Genomic DNA, 22,474 nt, shown 5'->3' with positions numbered 1-22,474 from the left:
GTGCGGTTATTGTTTAAATCGTTCCGGGAAATCCATTTCACTGTAGCGAACGAAGCGCGTTCCTTTCGTCAGTTTGTAGCCAAACCAGATGATCAGGAACAGCGGAATGCCAATATAGGTGGCCGTGACGGCGCCCCAGTCAATGGTGTCCGCAAGGAAGGCCTCATAGTTCTGGCCCAGGGTAATGATCAGGCACAGAACGAAGGCGAAGATCGGCCCCAGCGGGAAGAACCCTGACCGGTACGGCAGGTTATTCAGATCATGACCCTGCTTGACGTACCCGCGACGGAAACGGTAGTGGCTGATGGCAATGCCCAGCCAGGCAATGAAGCCCGTCATACCAGAGGTGTTAAGCAGCCACAGGTAGACCGTCTGGTTGCCGAACATGGAGGTCAGGAAACAGAGACCCGCAATCACCGTGGTCGCATACAGCGCGTTGCGTGGCACGCCACCGCGAGACAGTTTCGAGAAAATACGTGGCGCTTTACCGTCGCAGGCCAGGGTGTAAAGCATGCGGGTAGAGGCGTACATCCCGGAGTTACCCGCAGACAGTACCGCCGTCAGGATCACCGCGTTCATCACCGCCGCCGCAGAGAGCAGACCCGCGTGCTGGAAGACCAGGGTGAACGGGCTGACGCTGATGTCTTTCACATCGTTACGCAGCAGGCTTGGGTCGGTATACGGAATGATCAGGCTGATAATCAGGATCGCGAACACATAGAACAGCAGGATACGCCAGAACACCTGACGCACCGCGCGCGGGATGGTCTTCTCCGGGTTTTCGGATTCACCGGCCGCAATGCCAATCAGTTCGGTGCCCTGGAAGGAGAAGCCGACAATCATCGCCACGCCAATCATCGCCGAGAAGCCCCCGGCAAACGGCGCATCGCCTATTGTCCAGTTACTCCAGCCCGCCGGTTCAGCCCCTTTGAAAATACCAACGATCATCGCCACACCGACGACGATAAAGATGATGACGGTTGCCACTTTAATCAAAGAGAACCAGTATTCCGCTTCGCCGAAACCGCGCACGGAGATGTAGTTCAGCAGGAAGATGACCGCCAGGAACAGGGCGCTCCAGATCCAGCCGGGCGTGTCCGGGAACCACCAGGTCATCACCAGCTGTGCGGCGACGAGGTCAACGGCGATGGTCACCGCCCAGTTGTACCAGTAGTTCCAGCCCAGCGCGAAGCCGAAGCCTTCCTCAACGTATTTTTGTCCGTAGGTCGAAAACGAACCAGACACCGGCATGTATGCCGCCAGTTCGCCCAGGCTGGTCATCAGGAAGTAGACCATCAGGCCAATCAGGATATAAGAGAATAATGCCCCACCCGGGCCGGCTGCCGAAATTGTTGCGCCAGAGGCAACGAAAAGACCCGTACCGATGGAGCCGCCAATGGCGATCATCGTCAGGTGACGCGCCTTAAGTGCGCGACGTAGCGCGGGCGCTTCTGTGGTTTTAGTTTCTGAAACCATGTGAAAATGCTGTCCATTCAATAAATGAGGCGCGATTGTAGCAGACGATCTGCGTTGCTTCCGGCAGAAATGCTCAGTTATAAGAGAGCTTCATGACTCGGCCAGGATTATAAGTAAAGCATAAAAATGTGGAGTGATAAGCGCACCTGGCCCCGGTAAGCGAAGCGCCACCGGGAAACGTTAAATAGCGCAGTAGCGCAGAAAACGCTGGAGCGAGCTGGAAAGGTGTTTCTGACGATGGTGGATGCACCACAGCGTGCGCACCAGCTTCGGCAGCGGAACGGGGATCTCAACCAGAGAGCCGGTTTCCAGCTGTTCGGCGATCACCCGTCGGGAAAGACAGCTAATGCCCAGGCCATGACGTACGGCATGCTTAATGGCCTCGGAGTTACCTAACTCCATCCCTAGCTGGAACTGCGGCAGATGGGACAGCAGCAGATAATCGACAATCTCACGCGTGCCGGAGCCCTGCTCTCGCAGGATCCACTGCGCCTGCGCCAGACGCTCCAGCGTAACCTCGCCCTGGAGTAAAGAAGAGGCCGGGGAAGCAAACACCACCAGCTCATCCTCAAGCCAGGGCTCCGCAATGATATCGACGTTGTGGCACGGCCCTTCGATAAGACCGATGTCCACGCGGAAATCAATCACCGCGTTAATCACGTCCTGGCTGTTGCCGACGCTCATCTCCAGCGGCAGGGTCGGAAAATCCCGGCGGTAGCGGGCGATCACTTCCGGCAGGATGTAGTTACCGATCGTGCTGCTGGCGTAGACGCGAATAGCGCCGTTGTCCTCGCGGAACAGCTGTTCGATCTCCGTTGCCTGCTCCAGCAAGGCCAGGGCACGCGGATACAGCAGGCGGCCATGTTCGTTCACCACCAGTCGCTTTCCTACCCTGTCGAAAAGCTGGACGCCCAGTTGCCCTTCAAGATCGGTCAAGGCCGCGCTAACGGCGGACTGCGAGAGCGCCAGCATTTGTGACGCCTGGGTTGTCGAGCCGCTTTTCAGCACCTCGGCAAAAACTTCCAGCTGACGCAATGTAATGTGCATGGTTGCTTACCACTTATAAAGATTGATTATAAATATATAATCAATTTTATTTTTAAGCCAGAGCGCCGTAACCTTTAGCCAGACAAAGGAGAAGGTTATGTCAGAAATCACCTTACAACATCATCGTACAGTGTGGCACTTCGTGCCGGGTCTCGCGCTCAGCGCCGTGGTTACCGGCGTGGCCTTATGGGGTGGCAGTATACCGGCTGTTGCCGGTGCAGGGTTCAGCGCCCTGACGCTGGCCATTCTGCTCGGCATGGTGGTCGGGAACACCGTTTACCCGCATATCTGGAAATCCTGCGACGGCGGCGTGATTTTCGCCAAGCAGCATTTATTACGTCTCGGGATCATCCTTTATGGCTTCCGTCTCACCTTTTCGCAGATTGCGGATGTGGGTGTCAGCGGGATTGCCATCGACGTCCTGACCCTTTCGAGCACCTTTTTACTGGCGTGCTTTATCGGCCAGAAGATCTTTGGACTGGACAAACAGACCAGCTGGCTGATCGGTGCGGGTAGTAGCATCTGCGGCGCAGCGGCTGTACTGGCAACAGAACCCGTCGTCAAAGCCGAAGCCAGTAAAGTCACGGTTGCCGTTGCGACGGTAGTTATCTTCGGTACGCTGGCGATCTTCCTGTATCCAGCCATGTATCCGCTGGTGGCGCACTGGTTTAGCCCGGAAACCTACGGCATTTATATCGGCTCAACCATGCACGAAGTGGCGCAGGTGGTGGCGGCAGGTCACGCCATTAACCCGGAAGCGGAAAACGCGGCGGTCATTGCCAAAATGCTGCGCGTGATGATGCTGGCCCCGTTCCTGATTTTCCTCGCGGCGCGGGTTAAACAGCTGGCTCCTGCAGGCGGCAGCGAGAAAAGCAAAATCACCATTCCGTGGTTTGCGATCCTGTTCATCGTGGTCGCTATCTTCAACTCTTTCCACCTGCTGCCAAAAGCGATGGTGGATATGCTGGTCACGCTGGATACGGCCCTGCTGGCGATGGCAATGGCGGCGCTGGGCGTCACCACGCACGTCAGCGCGCTGAAAAAAGCCGGGGCGAAACCGCTGCTGATGGCGCTGGTGCTGTTCATCTGGCTGATTGTTGGCGGCGGTGCGATTAACCTTGCGGTACACAGCCTGTTGGCATAAACCATCTCGTCCTTCTCCTGTTAACCCGCTATCATAGGCATTTCGGGTTAACAGGAGTTTTTTTATGAAATATGTTGGAGCGCACGTCAGCGCTGCCGGTGGCCTTGCGAATGCCGCCATTCGCGCCGCCGAAATCGAGGCGACCGCTTTCGCCCTGTTCACCAAAAACCAGCGGCAGTGGCGCGCAGCTCCCCTCACCGCGGAAGTGATTGATGACTTCAAAGCCGCCTGCGAGAAATACCGCTATGGGCCTGGGCAGATCCTCCCGCACGACAGCTACCTGATTAACCTCGGCCACCCGGTTGCTGAGGCGCTGGAAAAATCCCGCGAAGCATTCCTGGATGAGGTTCAGCGCTGCGAACAGCTGGGGCTGACGCTGCTGAACTTCCATCCCGGTAGCCATCTGATGCAAATCGACGAAGACGCCTGTCTGGCGCGCATTGCCGAGTCCATCAACATGACGCTGGATAAAACCCAGGGCGTGACGGCGGTGATTGAGAATACCGCCGGTCAGGGCAGCAACCTCGGCTTTAAGTTTGAGCATCTGGCGGCGATCATCGACGGCGTGGAAGACAAATCCCGCGTGGGCGTGTGCATTGATACCTGCCACGCGTTTGCCGCCGGGTATGATCTGCGCACAACCGAGGCCACAAAAAATACCTTCGAGGAGTTCGAGCGTATTGTTGGCTTTAAGTATCTTCGCGGTATGCACTTAAACGATGCGAAAAGCGCGTTCGGCAGCCGCGTAGACCGTCACCACAGCCTGGGCGAAGGTAATATCGGCCACGATGCGTTCCGCTTTATCATGCAGGATCCCCGCTTCGACGGCATTCCAATGGTGCTGGAAACCATCAATCCGGATATCTGGGCAGAAGAGATTGCCTGGCTGAAGGCACAGCAGACCGCTGAACAGGCGGCATAAAAAAAGCCGGGCGCTTAACGCGACCCGGCTTTTTTGTAGGTCGGGTAAGGCGAAGCCGCCACCCGACACCTCTTTTAGGCTGCTTTTGCGACCACTTCCGCTTCCGGACGCTTCAGCACCGCGTAAGACAGACCTGCCACCAGCGTACCGGCAACAATCGCCAGCAGGTAGCCCAGCACCGGCGTGATGGCGCCAGGGATCAGCAGGACGAACAGACCGCCGTGCGGTGCCATCAGTTTCGCACCTACCGCCATGGAGATAGCTCCCGTTACCGCACCGCCGACGATACAGCATGGCAGAACACGCATTGGATCGCGCGCCGCAAACGGGATTGCGCCTTCGGTAATGAAGCACAGACCCAGCACCAGCGCCGCTTTGCCGCCTTCCTGCTGCGCTTTATCGAACTTACGACGGGCAATGATTGTCGCCAGGCCAAGCGCCAGCGGAGGCACCATACCTGCCGCCATGATCGCCGCCATAGGCGCGTAGGTCTGGGTACTCAGCAGGCCAACGCCGAACGCGTATGCCGCTTTGTTTACCGGACCGCCCATGTCGGTACACATCATACCGCCGAGGATTGCGCCCAACAGCACCGCGTTCGCCGTCCCCATGGTTTGCAGCCAGTGGGTCAGACCTTCCAGAATGCCCGCGACCGGCTTACCAATCAGGTAAATCATCGCCAGACCGACCACCAGGCTGGAAATCAGCGGGATGATCAGGATAGGTTTCAGCGCCTCCATACTCTGCGGCAGCTTCAGCTTAGAGCTGATGAGCTTCGCCACGTAACCGGCAAGGAAACCGGCAATAATACCGCCGATAAAGCCAGAACCGGTGCTCACGGCCAGCATACCGCCGATAAGACCCGGCGTCAGACCCGGACGGTCAGCGATGGAGAAGGCGATAAAGCCCGCCAGCACCGGCACCATCAGCGCAAACGCGGAGCCGCCACCAATCTGCATCAACGCTGCCGCCAGCGTGCCCTGCTCTTTAAAGGCTTCGATACCAAAGGCAAAGGAGAGCGCAATACACAGGCCGCCCGCCACCACCATCGGCAGCATGTAGGAAACCCCGGTTAACAGGTGACGATAGGCACCCGCAGACTCTTTCTTACCTTCGCCAGGCGTCTTAGCCGCACCGGTCGCCTGATAAGGTTTGGCTTCCGCCAGCGCTTTATCAAACTCCTGCGCAGTTTTCTTCAGCGCCAGGCCGGTTGAGGTGCGGTACATCGGCTTACCGGCAAACTTCGCCAGATCCACTTCGATATCGGCCGCCACGATCACCAGATCGGCTTCGGCCACCTCTTCCGGCGTGATGGCATTACCCGCGCCAACAGAGCCGCGAGTTTCAACCTTCACCCACCAGCCGCGTTTTTTCGCTTCGGTTTCAATGGCTTCAGCCGCCATAAAGGTGTGAGCCACACCTGTCGGGCAAGCCGTTACCGCAACAATGCGTTTCGGCCCAGCGGTTGCGACCGGCGCGGCCTCAACGGGTGCACTGTAAACCGTCGCATGACCTTTTGCTTCGCTCAGAAACAGTTCAGGGTGTGCCACCGCGCGGTTAATATCGCCCAGCCACACTTTTTTGCCGTTCAGGGCGCTGTCCGCGGGGATTTTGTCGCCCAGAACAATCGCCATTTCAGCATCACCCGGGTTATCAATGATATCCAGGTGCGCTTTTTGTGCCGCCGCGCCCAGCAGGGTCTTCGCCATATAGGCACGAGCCTGTCCGAGACCGGAGTCAATGATCAGCAGCGTTTTCATTATTCCTCTCCTGCTGTTAGTTAAAAGGTTTTAAGTCAACGCGCGCCATCATCGCGGCTAACTGGGTACGATCGGTAATACCGACATTGCTCTGGCTCACGGCCAGGGCCGCAACGGCGGTAGCAAGGCGTAGGGTATGTTCACTGGATTCGCGCATCAGCAGACCGTAGATCAGGCCGCCAACCATCGAATCCCCGGCACCCACGGTGCTGACCACTTCCATAGAAGGCGGTTTGGCAATCCATTCCCCGGAGGCGTTAACCCACAGGGCACCTTCTGCACCCAGCGAAATCACCACATGAGCGATACCCTGCTCGCGCAGCGCATGGGCAGCGTCAATCACATCCTTTAATTCTGGCAGCTTACGGCCCGCCCAGATTTCCAGTTCACGGCGGTTAGGCTTAACCAGCCATGGCGAGGCTTTCAGACCGGCGACCAGCGCGTCGCGGCTGCTGTCAAAAATAATGCACGGGCACTGGCTGCGCAGGCGCGTCATCCAGTCGGTGAACGCTTCCGGGCTGACGCCGGACGGCAGGCTGCCGCTGACGCACACCATGTCAAACTGGCCCAGCCAGCTCAGGGAATCGGCAACGAAGCGCTCCCAGTCAGCCGGGGTCACTTCGAAGCCGGAGAAGTTCAGATCGGTTACTTCACCGTCTTTCTCGGTCAGCTTAACGTTAATACGGGTACGGCCCTGCACAACCTGAAAACGGTTGGCGATGCCCAGTTCACTGAACAACTGCTGAAAACCGTCCTGGTTGTCTTTGCCAAGGAAGCCGCCAACGGTGACGTCGATACCGAGATCTTTCAGCACCTTCGCCACGTTAATCCCTTTCCCTGCAGCATGCAGGCCGGTGGTTCGCACCAGGTTAACTTCGCCACGCTCAATTTCCGGGCAGAAGCCCACCAGATCGTAAGCCGGGTTCAGCGTAATGGTCGCAACACGTCTGCTCATTATGCGCCCTCCCCCAGACCGGCCGCGATGGCGTCGCCAATCGCTTTCAGCGCCTGTTCAGCATCAGCACCCTGCGCGGTAAAACGCAGACGATGGCCTTTCTTCACACCCAGCGCGACAACTTTCATCAGGCTGCGCCCGTTGGCTGGTTTACCCGAACCGTCCAGATTGGTCACGGTGATCTCACTTTCAAATTGTTTAATGGTATTCACCAGCATGGTGCCCGGACGGGCATGCAGGCCGTGTTCGTTACGCACCACGTACTCTGCGCTCAGCAGGTCGTCCGTCAGCGCATCGTCGCTGGTCAGCAGGGCCAGCACCGTCGCCGCGTCTGCGTTCAGCAGTTTTTCAGCTTTATTGTTCAGCAGCAGATCGCCAAGGCGCTTCAGCACGGAAACCGGCTGATCGTCAGCCATGGCAACCGTTACCAGCATCGCGGCGCGTTCGCCGTCTGTCTCAAAGGCAACCGCAGCACGGCTGACCGCGATAGCACTGCGCAGGTTGCCTTCAGCACTGTCGTTCAGCCAGATGCCCTGACCCAGGTTTAAAGGCTTATCATTGATGGTGCGGGTCACAAAGGCGGTATCAGCCGCCCCCACCTCTTTCAGGCGAGCCGCGTTCAGCGCCTGGAGCGTCACCAGATCGGACGCAACGACGTCCAGCATCAGGGTTTCATTATCCAGCTTCAGCGCTTCGCTCTGTTTTTCGCCCATCAGCAGGGCACGCAGCTCTTCAGCAGTGGGGGCGGATTTAAGCTGTTCCGCGACGGCATCATCGCTCAGCACGTGCGTCAACTGACGCAGCAGGCCCAGGTGTTCGTCACCGCTGGCCGCGATACCGATCGCCACGTAAGCCACCTGCCCCTCGCCCCAGAGCACGCCCTGCGGGAACTGGTAAACCTGCACGCCGGTTTTCAGCACCTGATCGCGGGTGTCCGTGGTGCCGTGCGGAATTGCAATACCGTTACCGAGGAAGGTGGAGGTCTGCTGTTCACGCGCCAGCATGCCGTTGACGTAGCCGTCCGCCACGTTGCCAGCCTGCACGAGCGCAGCGGCGACCTGGCGAATAGCCTCTTCTTTATTCCCGGCCTGTTCGCCCGGGTGGATATCCTGAACAGATAACTGGAACATGATTCTCCTCTCCTGCTGAAATTGAATCGTTTCAGCTTAACTGAGAAAATATGCGCTAACCTGCTTCTACAGGACATGCAAGATAGCGCTGAAACGTTTCAAGAAGTCTTGTCTTTTCTACAAAAGGTTGCAAGAAAAGTTACATTTCTTGTTGCAGAATTTAGAAGTGCAGCACATTTCTTCTTCAATAGGGAGGTTTTTGCTGATGTTCAGCAAACAGGTTCAGCACGCTTCAGCGAAACAGCGTTAAACTGAAATGCTATTTTGATTTATTGTGGCAATCTTGATTTTGCCCTCTGTTTATTTAATGACAGGCGGCGTAAACTCCGCCTCTCTCTGTTACTCGCAAAGACTGAACATGCATAACACCCCCGCTGCCGCCTCACCAAAGCCCTTTGATTTGACGTCAACGGCGTTTTTGATTGTTGCTTTCCTCACCGGTATTGCCGGTGCGTTACAAACGCCTACGCTGAGCCTGTTTTTGACCAACGAAGTCCACGCCCGCCCGGCGATGGTTGGCTTCTTCTTCACCGGGAGCGCCATCATTGGCATCCTGGTCAGCCAGTTTCTGGCCGGGCGTTCCGACAGAAAAGGCGATCGCAAAAGCCTGATTGTTTTTTGCTGTCTGCTGGGCGTTTTCGCCTGCGTGTTGTTTGCCTGGAACCGCAACTATTTCATTCTGCTGTTTGTTGGGGTGTTCCTGAGCAGCTTCGGCTCGACCGCCAACCCGCAGATGTTCGCCCTTGCCCGCGAGCACGCCGACCGTACAGGACGGGAAGCGGTGATGTTCAGCTCGATACTGCGCGCGCAGGTGTCGCTTGCGTGGGTGATTGGCCCCCCGCTCGCCTACGCGCTGGCAATGGGTTTTGGCTTTACGGTAATGTACCTCAGCGCGGCGGTAGCCTTCGTGGTGTGTGGCGCAATGGTATGGTTCTTCCTGCCTTCCATGCGTAAAGAGCCGAAAGTGGCGACCGGTACGCTGGAAGCACCGCGGCGTAACCGGCGCGACGCACTACTGTTATTCATTATCTGTACGCTGATGTGGGGAACGAACAGCCTCTATATCATTAATATGCCGTTGTTTATTATTGATGAGCTGCATCTGCCGGAGAAGCTGGCCGGGATCATGATGGGAACCGCCGCGGGGCTTGAGATCCCCACCATGCTGATTGCGGGCTATTACGCGAAGCGCTTCGGCAAGCGCTTTTTGATGCGCATCGCCGCCGTTGCCGGGCTGCTGTTTTATATCGGTATGCTGACGGTTCATACGCCAGCGCTGCTTCTTGCTTTACAGCTGCTGAACGCCATTTATATCGGCATTCTGGCCGGTATCGGCATGCTCTACTTCCAGGATCTGATGCCGGGTCAGGCAGGCGCTGCCACCACCCTTTATACTAATACCACCCGCGTGGGCTGGATTATTGCAGGCTCACTGGCGGGCGTTGTGGCTGAAATCTGGAACTATCATACGGTGTTCTGGATTGCGCTGGTGATGTGCGTCCTGACGCTGAGCTGCCTGACGCGGATCAAAGACGTTTAAGGCGCGGTGAGCGCTTCCAGCTCAAGCAGGTAAGTGATGGCCTGCTGGCGCGTACTGCCGCACATTACGGCGTCAGGCTGGAGCCCGGAGCACACCTTCGGGCGTAAAGGCGAGCCAAAGATCATGCACAGGTTAGATTCAGAGAGCTGAACGCAGCGGGTATTGGCAGGCTTGCCTTGTGGCATGCCTGGAATGGGGCTTGAGATGGACGGTGCGGTACAGCACGCGCCACAGTCGGAACGACAATCCATACATGCTCTCTGTTGGTTGCAGATGCCCGCGCAGTCGGGCATCGCGCGCACAGTAACACCTTTTATGTATTGATAGCAAAACCCACGAATTCCGCTTGCCTGAAAGGCCGCGCGCGAGTAATTTGGCGCGATATTTTTTACCTCCCGTAAACAGGATTACTGCAATGCCAAGAGCGAACGAAATCAAGAAAGGTATGGTACTGAATTACAACGGCAAACTGCTGATTGTGAAAGATATCGACATTCAGGCACCCAGCGCCCGTGGCGCAGCAACGCTGTATAAAATGCGTTTCTCCGATGTCCGTACCGGCCTGAAAGTGGAAGAACGTTTTAAAGGCGACGATATCGTGGATACCGTGACCCTGACCCGTCGCTACGTTGATTTTTCTTATATCGACGGCAACGAATACGTGTTCATGGATAAAGAAGATTACACCCCGTATATCTTCACCAAAGATCAGATCGAAGAAGAGCTGCTGTTTATTCCTGAAGGTGGAATGCCGGACATGCAGGTGCTGACCTGGGATGGCGTGCTGCTGGCGCTGGAGCTGCCGCAGACCGTTGATCTGGAAATCGTTGAAACGGCACCGGGCATCAAAGGCGCGTCTGCAAGCGCGCGTAACAAACCGGCTACCCTGACTACCGGTCTGGTCGTACAGGTGCCAGAATACCTGTCAGCGGGCGAGAAAATCCGTATCCATATCGAAGAAAAACGCTATATGGGTCGCGCTGACTGATTGTGGCGTTTGCCGGGTGGCGGCTGCGCCTTACCCGGCCTACAAAAACACAAAAACCTGCCTCAGAGCCGGTTTTTCGTAGGCCCGGTAAGCGTAGCGCCACCGGGCAATCAGGCTTACAGAAGCTCTGGATACTTCGTCATTTTCAGCGCCAGCTCGATACCGCGCACTTCCGCCATCCCTTTCAGACGGCCAATCGCCGAATACCCTGGATTCGTTTTCTTGCGCAGATCGTCCAGCATCTGATGCCCGTGATCCGGACGGAACGGGATAGGACGTACATCCCCCGCCTGCTTACGACGTACTTCTTCAGAGAGAATGGCATCCACCACCGCAACCATGTTCACGTCGCCGCCAAGGTGGGCTGCTTCATGGAAGGTTTTTGGATTCTCTTCACGGCAGGTTGCACGCAGGTGAGTGAAATGAATGCGATCCCCGAAGGTTTCGATCATCCGCACCAGATCGTTATCCGCACGCACGCCGTAAGAGCCCGTACACATGGTAAAGCCGTTGTAGATGCTGTCCACCGTCTCTTTTAGCCACTGCATATCCTCAATGGTCGACACGATACGCGGCAGGCCAAGGATTGGACGCGGAGGATCGTCCGGATGAACCGCCAGCCGCACGCCCGCTTCTTCTGCCACCGGCACGATAGCGCGCAGGAAGTGCGCCATGTTTTCACGCAGCTGGTTTTTATCGATATCGCCATATTCCGCCAGGCGCGCGCGGAACTGATCGAGGGTATAGCCCTCTTCCGCCCCCGGCAGGCCCGCGATAATATTGCGAACCAGCTTCTCAATGTCCGCTTCACTGGCGGCACTGAACCACGCCAGCGCCTGCTGCTGCTCTTCGGCGGTGTAGTCTGCTTCCGCCCCCGGACGCTTCAGAATGTGCAGCTCGAAAGCCGCAAAAGCGATTTGATCGAAACGCAGCGCCTTCGAACCATCGGCCATTTCATATTCCAGGTCGGTACGCGTCCAGTCCAGAATTGGCATAAAGTTATAGCAGACGGTATCAATACCGCAGGCCGCCAGGTTACGAATGCTCTGCTGATAATTCGCAATCCAGGTTTCACACTCACCGGAGTGGGTTTTGATATCTTCGTGAACCGGAATACTTTCCACGACAGACCAGGTTAGACCCTTCTCTGCCAGCTGTGCCTGACGCTTTTGGATTTCCTCCACCGGCCACACCTGACCGTTCGGAATATGATGCAGCGCCGTGACCACACCCGTTGCGCCAGCCTGACGCACATCATCAAGAGAAACCGGATCGTTCGGCCCGTACCAACGCCAGGTTTGTTCCATTGCCCCACCCTCTCAAGTTGTTATACCAATATGGATTACCTCAATGACGACTACCATACATGTTTAATCGAAGTGGTCAACACAGCGCGCGACATTGATTGATCAAACTCACATAACCGGGATATTTACGGCTTACCAATTTAATTTGCTGTCATATAACTTTACACTGGCATTGTTAATTAATGGTTAATCAGGTGTGTACTACATGAAGACTATTGCCTCCACCGCGCTTCCTGCTCATGTCCAGCAGCCCCGCTACGATCGCGAGCAGTTACGCTCCCGCATCGTCCATTTCGGCTTTGGCGCGTTCCACCGGGCGCATCAGGCGTTGTTAACAAACCGGGTGCTGAACGCCAAAGGAGGCGACTGGGGTATTTGTGAGATTAGCCTCTTTAGCGGCGATGTTCTCATGCGCCAGCTCCGCGCGCAGGATCATCTGTTTACCGTGCTGGAGAAAGGTGCCGAAGGCAATCAGCCCATTATTATCGGTGCGGTAAAAGAGTGCCTGAACGCAAAACTCGACTCGCTGGCAGCCATTATTGAGAAGTTCTGCGAACCGCAGGTGGCCATTGTCTCCCTCACCATTACCGAAAAAGGCTACTGCATCGATCCGGCGACGGGGAAACTGGATATGCACAACAGCCGCATTCTGCACGATCTTGCGCATCCGTCTGAGCCGCATTCCGCGCCGGGTATTCTGGTCGAAGCGCTTCATCGCCGCCGCGAGCGCGGCCTGCCGGCGTTTACCGTGCTCTCCTGCGACAACATTCCCGACAACGGCCACGTGGTGAAAAATGCCGTTCTCGGCATGGCCGGAAAGCGATCCGCAGAGCTGGCCGGATGGATCGAGGCGCACGTGAGCTTCCCTGGCACCATGGTCGACCGAATCGTGCCCGCCGCCACTGACGCCTCACTCGCGGAAATCACCCAGGAACTTGGCGTTGAAGATCCCTGCGCCATCAGCTGTGAACCGTTCATTCAGTGGGTAGTGGAAGATAACTTTGTCGCCGGGCGTCCGGAATGGGAGGTTGCAGGCGTACAGATGGTTGAGGATGTCCTGCCCTGGGAGCAGATGAAGCTGCGGATGCTGAACGGCAGCCACTCCTTCCTGGCGTATCTGGGCTACCTTGCCGGCTACGCGCACATAAATGAATGTATGCAGGACGACAGCTTCCGCGAGGCTGCCCGCAGGCTGATGCTGAATGAGCAGGCCCCTACGCTGCGCATCACCAACGTTGATCTGACAGCCTATGCTGACAGCCTGCTTGACCGCTTCGCCAACCCGGCGCTACAGCACCGCACCTGGCAAATCGCTATGGACGGCAGTCAGAAGCTGCCTCAGCGCATGCTGGATGGGATCCGCATGCATCTTGAGTGTAACACCGCCTGGCCATTACTGGCGCTGGGCGTCGCAGGCTGGATGCGCTACGTCAGCGGGACGGACGACCAGGGCAACGCCATTGACGTGCGCGATCCGCTGAGCGACAAGTTTCAGGCCATTGTCGCTACCAGCAGTGACGCAGAACGCGTTAGCGCCCTGCTGACGCTAAAAGAAATCTTTGGCGACGACCTGCCGCAAAACCCTGTCTTTGTCGAGGCAATCACCGGCGCGTACCAGCGCCTCGTCCGGCTCGGCGCGCGTCAGGCCGTTATCGAAACGTTAAAAATTTAGCGATTATTGCGTTTAAGGCGAACGGTTTTACGCTCCGTTCGCCCTCCCTCTTCTCAATGCCCGATTTTTTCGTCAGGATGATAGATAGTTGTTACTACATCACAATTATTTATCGGAGCGCACGTGACCAAAACCAACCTGATCACCGGTTTTCTCGGCAGCGGTAAAACTACGTCCATTCTGCATTTGCTGGCCAATAAAGATCCGGCGGAAAAGTGGGCCGTGCTGGTCAACGAATTTGGCGAAGTGGGGATCGACGGCGCGTTGCTCGCCGACAGCGGCGCGATGGTGAAAGAGATCCCGGGCGGGTGTATGTGCTGCGTGAATGGTCTGCCGATGCAGGTCGGGCTGAATACGCTGCTGCGTCAGGGCAAGCCTGACCGTCTGCTGATTGAACCCACTGGGCTGGGTCATCCGAAGCAAATTCTTGATTTACTGACCGCCCCGGTCTACGAGCCGTGGCTTGAGCTGCGTGCGACGCTTTGCCTGCTCGACCCCCGCCAGCTGCTGGATGAAAAAGCGATCAATAACGACAATTTCCGCGACCAGCTCGCCTCGGCAGATATCATCGTGGCGAATAAATCCGATCGCGCGACGGCTGAGAGTCAGGCCGCGTTCAATGCCTGGTGGCAGCAGGCTGGCGGTGGACGTCAGTACGTGCAGACCACCCAGGGCAACATTGATGGCGCCCTGCTCGATCTTCCCCGCCTCAACCAGGCGCAACTGCCTGCCAGCGCAGAGCATTCGCATAGCCACGGCGCGAAGCAAGGTCTGGCTGCGCTGAGCCTGCCCGAACATCAGCGCTGGCGTCGAAATCTGAACAGCGGCCAGGGACACCAGGCCTGCGGCTGGATCTTCGATGCCGATACGGTTTTCGACACCATTGGTATACTGGAATGGGCGAGACTGGCGCCGGTTGAGCGGGTAAAAGGGATCATGCGCACCCCGGATGGTCTGGTGCGCATTAATCGTCAGGGCGAGGATTTCTTTATAGAAACCCAGAACGTCGCGCCACCTGACAGCCGGATAGAGCTAATTAGTGCGGTTAATACCGACTGGAATGCCCTCCAGTCAAGCCTGTTGAAGCTTCGTTTAAGTTTGGGCGGCTAACGTTGCCCCTGATTTCACACATTGCTGAAGACTATGACGACTCGACTTCCTGCTATTTTATTGCTCAACGCTGCCGGTCTGGCGATCTTTTTCTCCTGGTATATCCCGGCGGATCACGGATTCTGGTTCCCGCTGGATTCCGGGCTGTTCCACTTCTTTAACCAGGCGCTGGCGAAGAGTGAAGCCTTCCTGTGGCTGGTGGCGATCACCAACAACCGCGCGTTTGACGGCTGTTCGCTGCTGGCAATGGGCTGTCTGATGCTCTCCTTCTGGCTGAAGGAAGACAAAACGGGTCGTCGCCGTATTCTGATTATCGGCCTGGTCATGCTGCTGGCAGCCGTGATTATCAACCAGCTGGCGCAGCATCTGATGCCGGTTAAACGCGCCAGTCCGTCGCTCTCTTTCCCGAATATTAACCGCGTCAGCGAGCTGCTTCATATTCCAACCAAAGACGCCTCGAAGGACAGCTTCCCGGGCGACCACGGTATGATGCTGCTGATTTTTGCTGGCTTCATGCTGCGCTATTTCGGTAAAAAAGCCTTCGCCATCGCCCTGGTTATTGTGGTGGTATTTGCATTCCCGCGGGTGATGATTGGCGCTCACTGGCTGACAGATATCGCCGTAGGCTCCCTCACGGCGGTGTTAATTGGTTTACCCTGGGTGCTGATGACTCCCCTGAGCGATCGCGTAATAAGTATTTTTGATCGCTATCTTCCCGGCAAATTTAAACAAGTCTGAAACAAATAAATAACGCTAATTAACACCATTCATCAGGGATCGTTTTCGATCCCTGAGTCACTTCTTTCCGGCATCATTCAGCGCTGTCATCATTCCGTCATACAATTCGTGATAAAAATGAAGCAATTGCAGGGATTACCGGTATGAATGGCGGCATTTTGAGCAATTCCGCGCTGTAACGTTGTGTATCACATTTTCTTATAAAAAAACGGTCTTTTTTGCTCGCAATGCCCTTTGCAATCGGTTAACCTCGAACTCGTTTTGCCCCATTGAGATAATTATTATCGTGGTGAATAATTTTGTGCGTTGTGCCACAGATTTCACCATAAAGAATTGTCTCATTGTGAACAGATAATTAGTCTCGTCACGGTTGGCATTTTTATAACGATATTTTCGTTAAGGACTTCAAGGGAAAACAAACAAAATGGTCAAATCTCAACCAATTTTGAGATATATCTTGCGGGGGATCCCGGCGATTGCAGTGGCGGTTCTGCTTTCGGCATGTAGTACGACGAACACCGCGAAGAATATGCATCCTGAGACGCGTGTTGTGGGAATGGAAGATTCCTCTTCACTGCAAGCCTCTCAGGATGAATTTGAAAATATGGTACGTAATCTCGACGTTAAGTCGCGTATTATGGATCAGTATGCTGACTGGAAAGGCGTGCGTTACCGCCTGGGCGGCAGCACCAAGAAAGGCATCGATTGCTCCGCATTCGTACAGCGTACTTTCCGTGAGCAGTTTGGGTTAGATCTTCCGCGTTCTACTTATGAACAGCAGGAAATGGGCAAGTCCATTTCGCGCACTAAACTGCGTACGGGCGATTTAGTCCTGTTCAGAGCAGGTTCAACCGGTCGACACGTTGGCATCTATATCGGTAACGATCAGTTTGTCCATGCTTCCACCAGCAGTGGTGTGACGATTTCCAGCATGAACGAACCTTACTGGAAGAAGCGCTACAACGAAGCTCGCCGCGTTCTGAGCCGTAGTTAATATTGCTGTCGTATCGTTGGTTATCCCTTGGCTGGCGATACGATTAAAAAAGCACTGCTCCGGCAGTGTTTTTTTTTGCCCGTTACACTGATAGACATCCAGCGTCATTTCAGGAATCACGACATCTATGTTTACCCGCTACTTCTCCAGCAACCGCAAGATACTGTTTCTCAGTATTCTGACGGGGTTGTTTACCGCCCTGCTTCTGAGTGCGTTACAGTTTTACTGGAGTTATCACAAGCGAGAAGTCAGGTACGATACCCTCATTACGGATTTAAGCGTCTACATGGAGAGCTTTTTCGACGAGCTTAAAACCTCTATTGATACGCTCCAGCCGCTCACGCTGAACAGCTGTGAAGAGGTCAGTGCGGCGCTCACCTCACGCGCGGCCTTCAGTATTAACGTGCGCGCCTTTTTGCTGGTCCGGGATAAACAGGCCTTCTGCTCTTCGGCAACAGGTCCGATGAATACCCCAATGGAAACGCTTATCCCTCAGCTACACATCAGCAAACCTGTTGATATCGCGCTCCTGCCGGGTACGCCCATGCTGCCGGATAAACCCGCGATCGCTATCTGGTATCGCAATCCGCTGGTAAAAGACGGCGGCGTATTTACCTCCGTGAACATCAACCTGACGCCTTACCTTCTTTATACGTCACGTCAGGATGAATTTTCCGGAATATCGATCGTCATTGGCGACTCCGCGTTATCCACCCAGTCCGGAATGCTGGTTCAGGCGCGGGATTTGCCTGAGGTCCCTGCCCGCACCGCCACGCTGAAAAATATTCCTCTGACCGTTAACGTCTATGCGCAAGCCTGGAAGACCGATGAACTGCTCTACGCCGTGTTCTTCGGCCTGGTCTGCGGTATTGCGGCAGGTCTGCTGAATTTCTATATTCTCACTATCCGTCTGAATCCCGGGAAAGAGATCCTTACGGCCATCAAGCACGACCAGTTCTACGTGGTCTATCAGCCCGTCGTGGATGCGCAGTCGCTCAGAATGACCGGGCTGGAAGTCCTGATGCGCTGGAAGCACCCGGTGATGGGCGAAATTCCACCGGATGCCTTTATTAATTTTGCTGAAGCGCAGAAGCTGATTGTCCCGCTGACGCTGCATCTTTTTGACCTGATTATCCGCGATGCCCCTGTCCTGCAAACGGTGCTCCCGCCTGGGGCCAAGTTTGGGATCAACATCGCACCCGGTCATCTGCATGCGGAAAGCTTTAAGGAGGATATGCGCGCGTTTGCCGCTGCCCTTCCGCCCGATCACTTCCAGATTGTGCTGGAAATAACCGAGCGCGACATGATCAACCACCGCGAGGCAAATCAGCTGTTTGAATGGCTGCACAATGAAGGTTTTGAAATCGCCATCGATGATTTTGGCACCGGCCACAGCGCGCTGATCTATCTGGAACGCTTCACGATGGATTACCTGAAAATTGACCGTGGCTTCGTGAATGCCATCGGGACTGAAACCGTTACCTCGCCAGTGCTGGACGCGGTGCTGACGCTGGCAGAACGCCTGAATATGTTAACCGTCGCCGAGGGTGTTGAAACGCCCGAGCAGGCGGCGTGGCTGCGCGAGCATGGCGTGAACTATCTTCAGGGCTACTGGATCGGCCGACCAATGCCGCTGGAGCAGTTCAGGACGTGGCAACCCGACATCACGCTCGGGGAATAATTTCACAATCACGACGCTGTCCCTTATTATTCTCCTCAACCGAGCCTGCCTGTGAACAAAGGGATCCGCCGCACTATGATTATGCGCGTTGTATTGATGCTGTTGGCGCTGGTGAGCCTGTCGGGCCAGGCGCAGACCATCAAAGAGAGCACGGCCTTTGCCGTCATTGGCGAGCCGAAGTATGCGGTCAACTTTACTCACTACGATTATGTGAACCCCGCCGCCCCGAAAGGCGGGAACGTGACGCTTTCCGCGACCGGAACGTTTGACAACTTTAACCGCTTCGCCCTGCGCGGCGTGGCGGCAGCGCGTACCGAATCCCTCTATGACACGCTGTTCGTCACCTCCGACGACGAGCCCGGCAGCTATTATCCCCTGGTCGCTGAGAACGTGCGTTACGCCGATGATTTTAGCTGGGCAGAAATCGCGATTAATCCGCGGGCGCGTTTTCACGACGGTACGCCGGTTAGCGCCCGCGATGTGGCGTTCACCTTTCATAAATTTATGACCGAAGGCGTGCCGCAGTTTCGTCTGGTGTACAAGGGCACCACGGTGAAAGCCATCGCCCCGCTGACCGTGCGAATCGAACTCCCTGAGCCAAACAAAGAGAATATGCTGAGCCTGTTCTCCCTGCCCGTCATGCCCGAATCATTCTGGAAAAACCATAAGCTGAGCGATCCCCTCTCTTCCCCGCCGCTGGCCGGAGGACCGTATCGCATTACCGACTGGCGAATGGGCCAGTACGTGATCTATTCCCGCGTGAAAGATTACTGGGCAGCCACGCTGCCGGTAAACCGGGGCCGCTGGAACTTCGATACAATCCGCTACGACTACTACCTGGATGATAACGTGGCCTTCGAGGCGTTTAAGGCAGGCGCATTTGATTTACGTGTCGAGAACAGCGCCAAAAACTGGGCGACCCGGTATATCGGAAAAAATTTCGCGAAAGGCTATATCGTTAAAGACGAACATAAAAACGAATCCGCGCAGGACACGCGCTGGCTGGCGTTTAATATTCAGCGCCCGGTTTTTTCCGATCGTCGGGTGCGTGAAGCTATTACCCTGGCGTTTGATTTCGAATGGATGAACAAAGCGCTGTTTTACGGAGCCTACAGCCGGGCGAACAGCTATTTCCAGAATACTGAATATGCCGCCCGTGATTATCCCCACGCGGACGAGCTGGTTTTGCTGGCGCCAATGAAAGCGGAGCTCCCGCCGGAAGTGTTCACCCGCCTATTTGAACCGCCAAAATCCGACGGAAACGGGTTCGACCGGGACAACCTGCTGAAAGCCAGCAAACTGCTGGATGACGCTGGCTGGGTGTTGAAAAATCGGCTACGAGTAAATGTTAAAACTGGTAAGCCGCTCAGCTTCGAACTGCTGATTGCCTCCGGCGCAAACGATCAGTGGGTGCTGCCGTTTAAGAAGAACCTTGCCCGTCTTGGGGTGACCATGAATATCCGCCAGGTCGATATTGCCCAGCTGACCAACCGCAAGCGCAGTCGCGATTACGACATGATGCAAACCCTGTGGGCTGCCCAGCCGTGGCCGAGTTCAGACCTGCAAATCTCCTGGGCATCGGGCTATATCGACTCCTCCTACAACGCTCCGGGGGTAAAGAGTCCGGTGATTGATGCGCTGATCGCGAAAATCGTTGCCGCTCAGGGCGATAAAGAGAAACTTCTGCCGCTCGGGCGTGCGCTTGACCGGGTGTTAACCTGGAACTATTACATGCTGCCGATGTGGTACATGGGTGAAGATCGCGTGGCCCGCTGGGACAAATTCTCCCTGCCCGCCGTTCGCCCGGTTTATACGCTTGGTTTTGATACGTGGTGGTATGACGTGAATAAAGCCGCAAAACTGCCCGCAGCGCGGCGTTGAGGAGTGACGATGGGCGCTTATCTTATCCGCAGGCTGCTGCTGGTTATCCCGACGCTATGGGCCATCATTACCATTAACTTTTTTATCGTGCAGATTGCCCCCGGCGGCCCGGTGGACCAGGCGATTGCGGCCATAGAATTTGGTCACGCTGGCGGCATGCCGGGCGGCGGCGGTGAAGGAATGGGGGCCAGCCATGCCCGGACGGGCGTGGGCAATATCAGCGAAAGCCACTACCGGGGCGGTCGGGGACTGGATCCGGAGGTGATCGCCGAGATCACCCATCGCTATGGTTTTGACAGGCCGCTGCACGAGCGTTATTTCAGGATGCTCTGGGATTATGTCCGTTTCGATTTTGGCGACAGCCTGTTTCGCAGCGCCTCGGTGCTAACCCTGATCAAGCAAAGCCTGCCGGTTTCCATCACGCTCGGACTGTGGGGGACGCTGATTATTTATCTGGTCTCCATTCCGCTGGGGATCCGCAAAGCGGTCTACAACGGTAGCCGTTTTGATATCTGGAGCAGCACGTTCATTATCATCGGCTACGCTATCCCGGCGTTTCTGTTTGCCGTGCTGCTGATTGTCTTTTTCGCTGGCGGCAGTTATTTCGATCTCTTCCCGCTGCGCGGGCTGGTCTCTGCGGATTTCAGCACGCTGCCGTGGTATCAGAAAATCACCGATTACTTCTGGCACATCACGCTTCCGGTGCTGGCGACGGTTATCGGCGGTTTTGCGGCGCTTACGATGCTGACCAAAAATGCCTTTCTTGATGAGATCCGCAAACAGTACGTCGTCACCGCGCGCGCCAAAGGCGTCGGTGAAAAGCAGATTATGTGGAAGCACGTTTTTCGTAACGCCATGCTGCTGGTGATTGCCGGTTTTCCCGCCACGTTCATCAGTATGTTTTTTACCGGCTCTCTGCTGATAGAAGTGATGTTCTCTCTCAACGGTTTAGGGCTGCTCGGCTATGAGGCCACCGTCTCCCGTGATTACCCGGTGATGTTTGGCACACTGTACATTTTCACCCTGATCGGCCTGCTGCTGAATATCATCAGCGATATCAGCTATACGCTGGTCGATCCCCGTATCGATTTTGAGGGCCGCTAATGTCGCGTTTAAGCCCCGTCAATCAGGCCCGCTGGGCGCGCTTTCGCCACAACCGTCGCGGCTACTGGTCGCTCTGGATCTTCGCCGTCCTGTTTGCCTTAAGTCTGTGTTCCGAACTGATTGCCAACGATAAACCCCTGCTGGTGCATTTCAAAGATCGCTGGTACGTGCCGGTGCTTACTACCTATAGCGAAAGCGATTTTGGCGGTCCGTTTGCGACGCCAGCCGAGTATCAGGATCCCTGGTTACGTGAACAAATCGCGCAGCACGGCTGGGCGCTTTGGGCACCGATTCGCTTTGGCGCGAACAGTATTAACTACGCCACGTCCACCCCCTTCCCTTCCCCGCCTTCCTCGCAGAACTGGCTGGGAACGGACGCCAACGGCGGCGATGTGCTGGCGCGCATCCTCTATGGCACCCGCATCTCGCTCCTGTTTGGGCTGCTGCTGACGCTCTTTAGCAGCGTGATGGGCGTCGTGGCGGGCGCCATGCAGGGCTATTACGGTGGAAAAATCGATTTGTGGGGGCAGCGCGTAATTGAAGTCTGGTCCGGTATGCCGACGCTGTTTCTGATTATCCTGCTGTCCAGCGTAGTACAGCCTGGCTTCTGGTGGCTGTTAGGCATCACCGTCCTGTTCGGCTGGATGGCACTGGTCGGCGTGGTGCGCGCGGAGTTTCTGCGCACGCGAAATTACGATTATATTCGCGCCGCGCAGGCATTAGGCGTGAGCGATCGCGCAATTATCTTCCGTCACATGCTTCCCAATGCGGTGGTGGCGACCCTCACCTTCCTGCCGTTTATTTTGTGTAGCTCCATTACCACCCTGACGTCGCTTGATTTTCTTGGTTTCGGTTTGCCGCTGGGCTCACCGTCTCTTGGCGAACTGCTGTTGCAGGGCAAAAACAACCTCCAGGCCCCCTGGCTGGGCATCGCCGCATTCCTCTCCGTGGCTGTGCTGCTTTCCCTGCTGATTTTTATTGGCGAAGCCGTGCGCGATGCCTTCGATCCCAACAAGGCGGTATGA

The 22,474-nt window shown here is 56.0% G+C and carries 20 protein-coding genes; 13 read left to right on the top strand and 7 right to left on the bottom strand.

The annotated features are described in order from the left end of the window. Nucleotides 1–6: 6 nt before the first annotated feature. Entirely contained in the window at nucleotides 7–1,476 is a 1,470-nt protein-coding gene (locus ACOT1A_RS04165) for an amino acid permease (protein WP_022648700.1), read from the bottom strand. Between the two features lie 180 nt (nucleotides 1,477–1,656). After that, complete coding sequence (gene yieE, locus ACOT1A_RS04160; RefSeq protein WP_017383387.1) at nucleotides 1,657–2,523, bottom strand: DNA-binding transcriptional regulator YeiE; 867 nt, start codon at nucleotides 2,521–2,523, stop codon at nucleotides 1,657–1,659. 97 nt (nucleotides 2,524–2,620) lie between these two features. Here yieE and ACOT1A_RS04155 point away from each other — a divergent pair, with 97 nt between their 5' ends. Together ACOT1A_RS04155 and nfo are read left to right on the top strand one after the other, a co-directional pair. Further along, nucleotides 2,621–3,667 (top strand): YeiH family protein, encoded by a 1,047-nt coding sequence (locus ACOT1A_RS04155; RefSeq protein ID WP_276169869.1) that lies wholly within the window; start codon nucleotides 2,621–2,623, stop codon nucleotides 3,665–3,667. Nucleotides 3,668–3,731: 64 nt separating this feature from the next. Beyond that, a complete protein-coding gene (gene nfo, locus ACOT1A_RS04150) occupies nucleotides 3,732–4,589 on the top strand; it encodes a deoxyribonuclease IV (RefSeq protein ID WP_023300589.1) in 858 nt (285 codons plus the stop codon). A gap of 74 nt (nucleotides 4,590–4,663) precedes the next feature. Here nfo and fruA read toward each other — a convergent pair whose 3' ends face one another. Genes fruA through fruB form a run of 3 tightly spaced genes read right to left on the bottom strand, consistent with a single transcriptional unit; the run spans nucleotide 4,664 to nucleotide 8,434 of the window. Continuing rightward, entirely contained in the window at nucleotides 4,664–6,349 is a 1,686-nt protein-coding gene (fruA, locus tag ACOT1A_RS04145; RefSeq protein WP_022648704.1) for a PTS fructose transporter subunit IIBC, read from the bottom strand. Between the two features lie 16 nt (nucleotides 6,350–6,365). Beyond that, nucleotides 6,366–7,304, bottom strand: a complete 939-nt coding sequence (gene fruK / locus ACOT1A_RS04140; protein WP_006811313.1) for a 1-phosphofructokinase — start codon at nucleotides 7,302–7,304, stop codon at nucleotides 6,366–6,368. Next, the gene (gene fruB / locus ACOT1A_RS04135; RefSeq protein WP_276169870.1) at nucleotides 7,304–8,434 is read right to left on the bottom strand and encodes a fused PTS fructose transporter subunit IIA/HPr protein; all 1,131 of its coding nucleotides are present in this window, start codon (nucleotides 8,432–8,434) and stop codon (nucleotides 7,304–7,306) included. Before fruB ends, fruK begins: the two co-directional genes overlap by 1 nt. A gap of 75 nt (nucleotides 8,435–8,509) precedes the next feature. Between fruB and ACOT1A_RS04130 the strand changes: the two genes are divergently transcribed. Both ACOT1A_RS04130 and setB read left to right on the top strand, forming a co-directional pair. Further along, entirely contained in the window at nucleotides 8,510–8,689 is a 180-nt protein-coding gene (locus ACOT1A_RS04130; RefSeq protein WP_139152663.1) for a hypothetical protein, read from the top strand. A gap of 103 nt (nucleotides 8,690–8,792) precedes the next feature. Beyond that, nucleotides 8,793–9,974 (top strand): sugar efflux transporter SetB, encoded by a 1,182-nt coding sequence (gene setB / locus ACOT1A_RS04125; RefSeq protein ID WP_038416423.1) that lies wholly within the window; start codon nucleotides 8,793–8,795, stop codon nucleotides 9,972–9,974. Here setB and ACOT1A_RS04120 read toward each other — a convergent pair. Next, on the bottom strand, nucleotides 9,971–10,225 hold the full coding sequence (locus ACOT1A_RS04120) for a YkgJ family cysteine cluster protein (RefSeq protein ID WP_276169871.1): 255 nt from the start codon (nucleotides 10,223–10,225) through the stop codon (nucleotides 9,971–9,973). The genes setB and ACOT1A_RS04120 overlap by 4 nt on opposite strands. A 164-nt stretch (nucleotides 10,226–10,389) precedes the next feature. On the opposite strand from ACOT1A_RS04120, the gene yeiP reads away from it, so the two are divergent. Beyond that, the gene (yeiP, locus tag ACOT1A_RS04115) at nucleotides 10,390–10,962 is read left to right on the top strand and encodes an elongation factor P-like protein YeiP (protein ID WP_003859355.1); all 573 of its coding nucleotides are present in this window, start codon (nucleotides 10,390–10,392) and stop codon (nucleotides 10,960–10,962) included. A 116-nt stretch (nucleotides 10,963–11,078) separates the two neighbouring features. Here yeiP and uxuA read toward each other — a convergent pair whose 3' ends face one another. Then, complete coding sequence (gene uxuA / locus ACOT1A_RS04110; RefSeq protein ID WP_276169872.1) at nucleotides 11,079–12,269, bottom strand: mannonate dehydratase; 1,191 nt, start codon at nucleotides 12,267–12,269, stop codon at nucleotides 11,079–11,081. Between the two features lie 205 nt (nucleotides 12,270–12,474). Here uxuA and ACOT1A_RS04105 point away from each other — a divergent pair, with 205 nt between their 5' ends. From ACOT1A_RS04105 to ACOT1A_RS04070, 8 genes are all read left to right on the top strand, one after another. After that, nucleotides 12,475–13,941, top strand: a complete 1,467-nt coding sequence (locus tag ACOT1A_RS04105) for a mannitol dehydrogenase family protein (RefSeq protein WP_276169873.1) — start codon at nucleotides 12,475–12,477, stop codon at nucleotides 13,939–13,941. Nucleotides 13,942–14,064: 123 nt separating this feature from the next. After that, a complete protein-coding gene (locus ACOT1A_RS04100) occupies nucleotides 14,065–15,051 on the top strand; it encodes a CobW family GTP-binding protein (protein ID WP_032623899.1) in 987 nt (328 codons plus the stop codon). Between the two features lie 33 nt (nucleotides 15,052–15,084). Then, nucleotides 15,085–15,789 (top strand): phosphatase PAP2 family protein, encoded by a 705-nt coding sequence (locus ACOT1A_RS04095; protein WP_022648725.1) that lies wholly within the window; start codon nucleotides 15,085–15,087, stop codon nucleotides 15,787–15,789. Between the two features lie 424 nt (nucleotides 15,790–16,213). Then, complete coding sequence (gene mepS / locus ACOT1A_RS04090) at nucleotides 16,214–16,783, top strand: bifunctional murein DD-endopeptidase/murein LD-carboxypeptidase (RefSeq protein WP_003859364.1); 570 nt, start codon at nucleotides 16,214–16,216, stop codon at nucleotides 16,781–16,783. A gap of 127 nt (nucleotides 16,784–16,910) precedes the next feature. Continuing rightward, entirely contained in the window at nucleotides 16,911–18,464 is a 1,554-nt protein-coding gene (locus ACOT1A_RS04085; RefSeq protein ID WP_063151840.1) for a cyclic di-GMP phosphodiesterase, read from the top strand. Nucleotides 18,465–18,539: 75 nt separating this feature from the next. Further along, complete coding sequence (locus ACOT1A_RS04080; RefSeq protein ID WP_063148496.1) at nucleotides 18,540–20,345, top strand: extracellular solute-binding protein; 1,806 nt, start codon at nucleotides 18,540–18,542, stop codon at nucleotides 20,343–20,345. Between the two features lie 9 nt (nucleotides 20,346–20,354). Continuing rightward, nucleotides 20,355–21,449: a microcin C ABC transporter permease YejB gene (locus ACOT1A_RS04075; RefSeq protein ID WP_155019445.1), complete on the top strand. Its 1,095-nt coding sequence runs from the start codon at nucleotides 20,355–20,357 to the stop codon at nucleotides 21,447–21,449. Further along, the gene (locus tag ACOT1A_RS04070; protein WP_023330165.1) at nucleotides 21,449–22,474 is read left to right on the top strand and encodes a microcin C ABC transporter permease; all 1,026 of its coding nucleotides are present in this window, start codon (nucleotides 21,449–21,451) and stop codon (nucleotides 22,472–22,474) included. Before ACOT1A_RS04075 ends, ACOT1A_RS04070 begins: the two co-directional genes overlap by 1 nt.

The sequence above is a fragment of the Enterobacter cloacae complex sp. SYL003 genome, from assembly GCF_049236925.1.
Classification (GTDB): Bacteria; Pseudomonadota; Gammaproteobacteria; order Enterobacterales; family Enterobacteriaceae; genus Enterobacter; species Enterobacter intestinihominis.
This window is presented reverse-complemented; position numbering and strand designations above follow the sequence as displayed.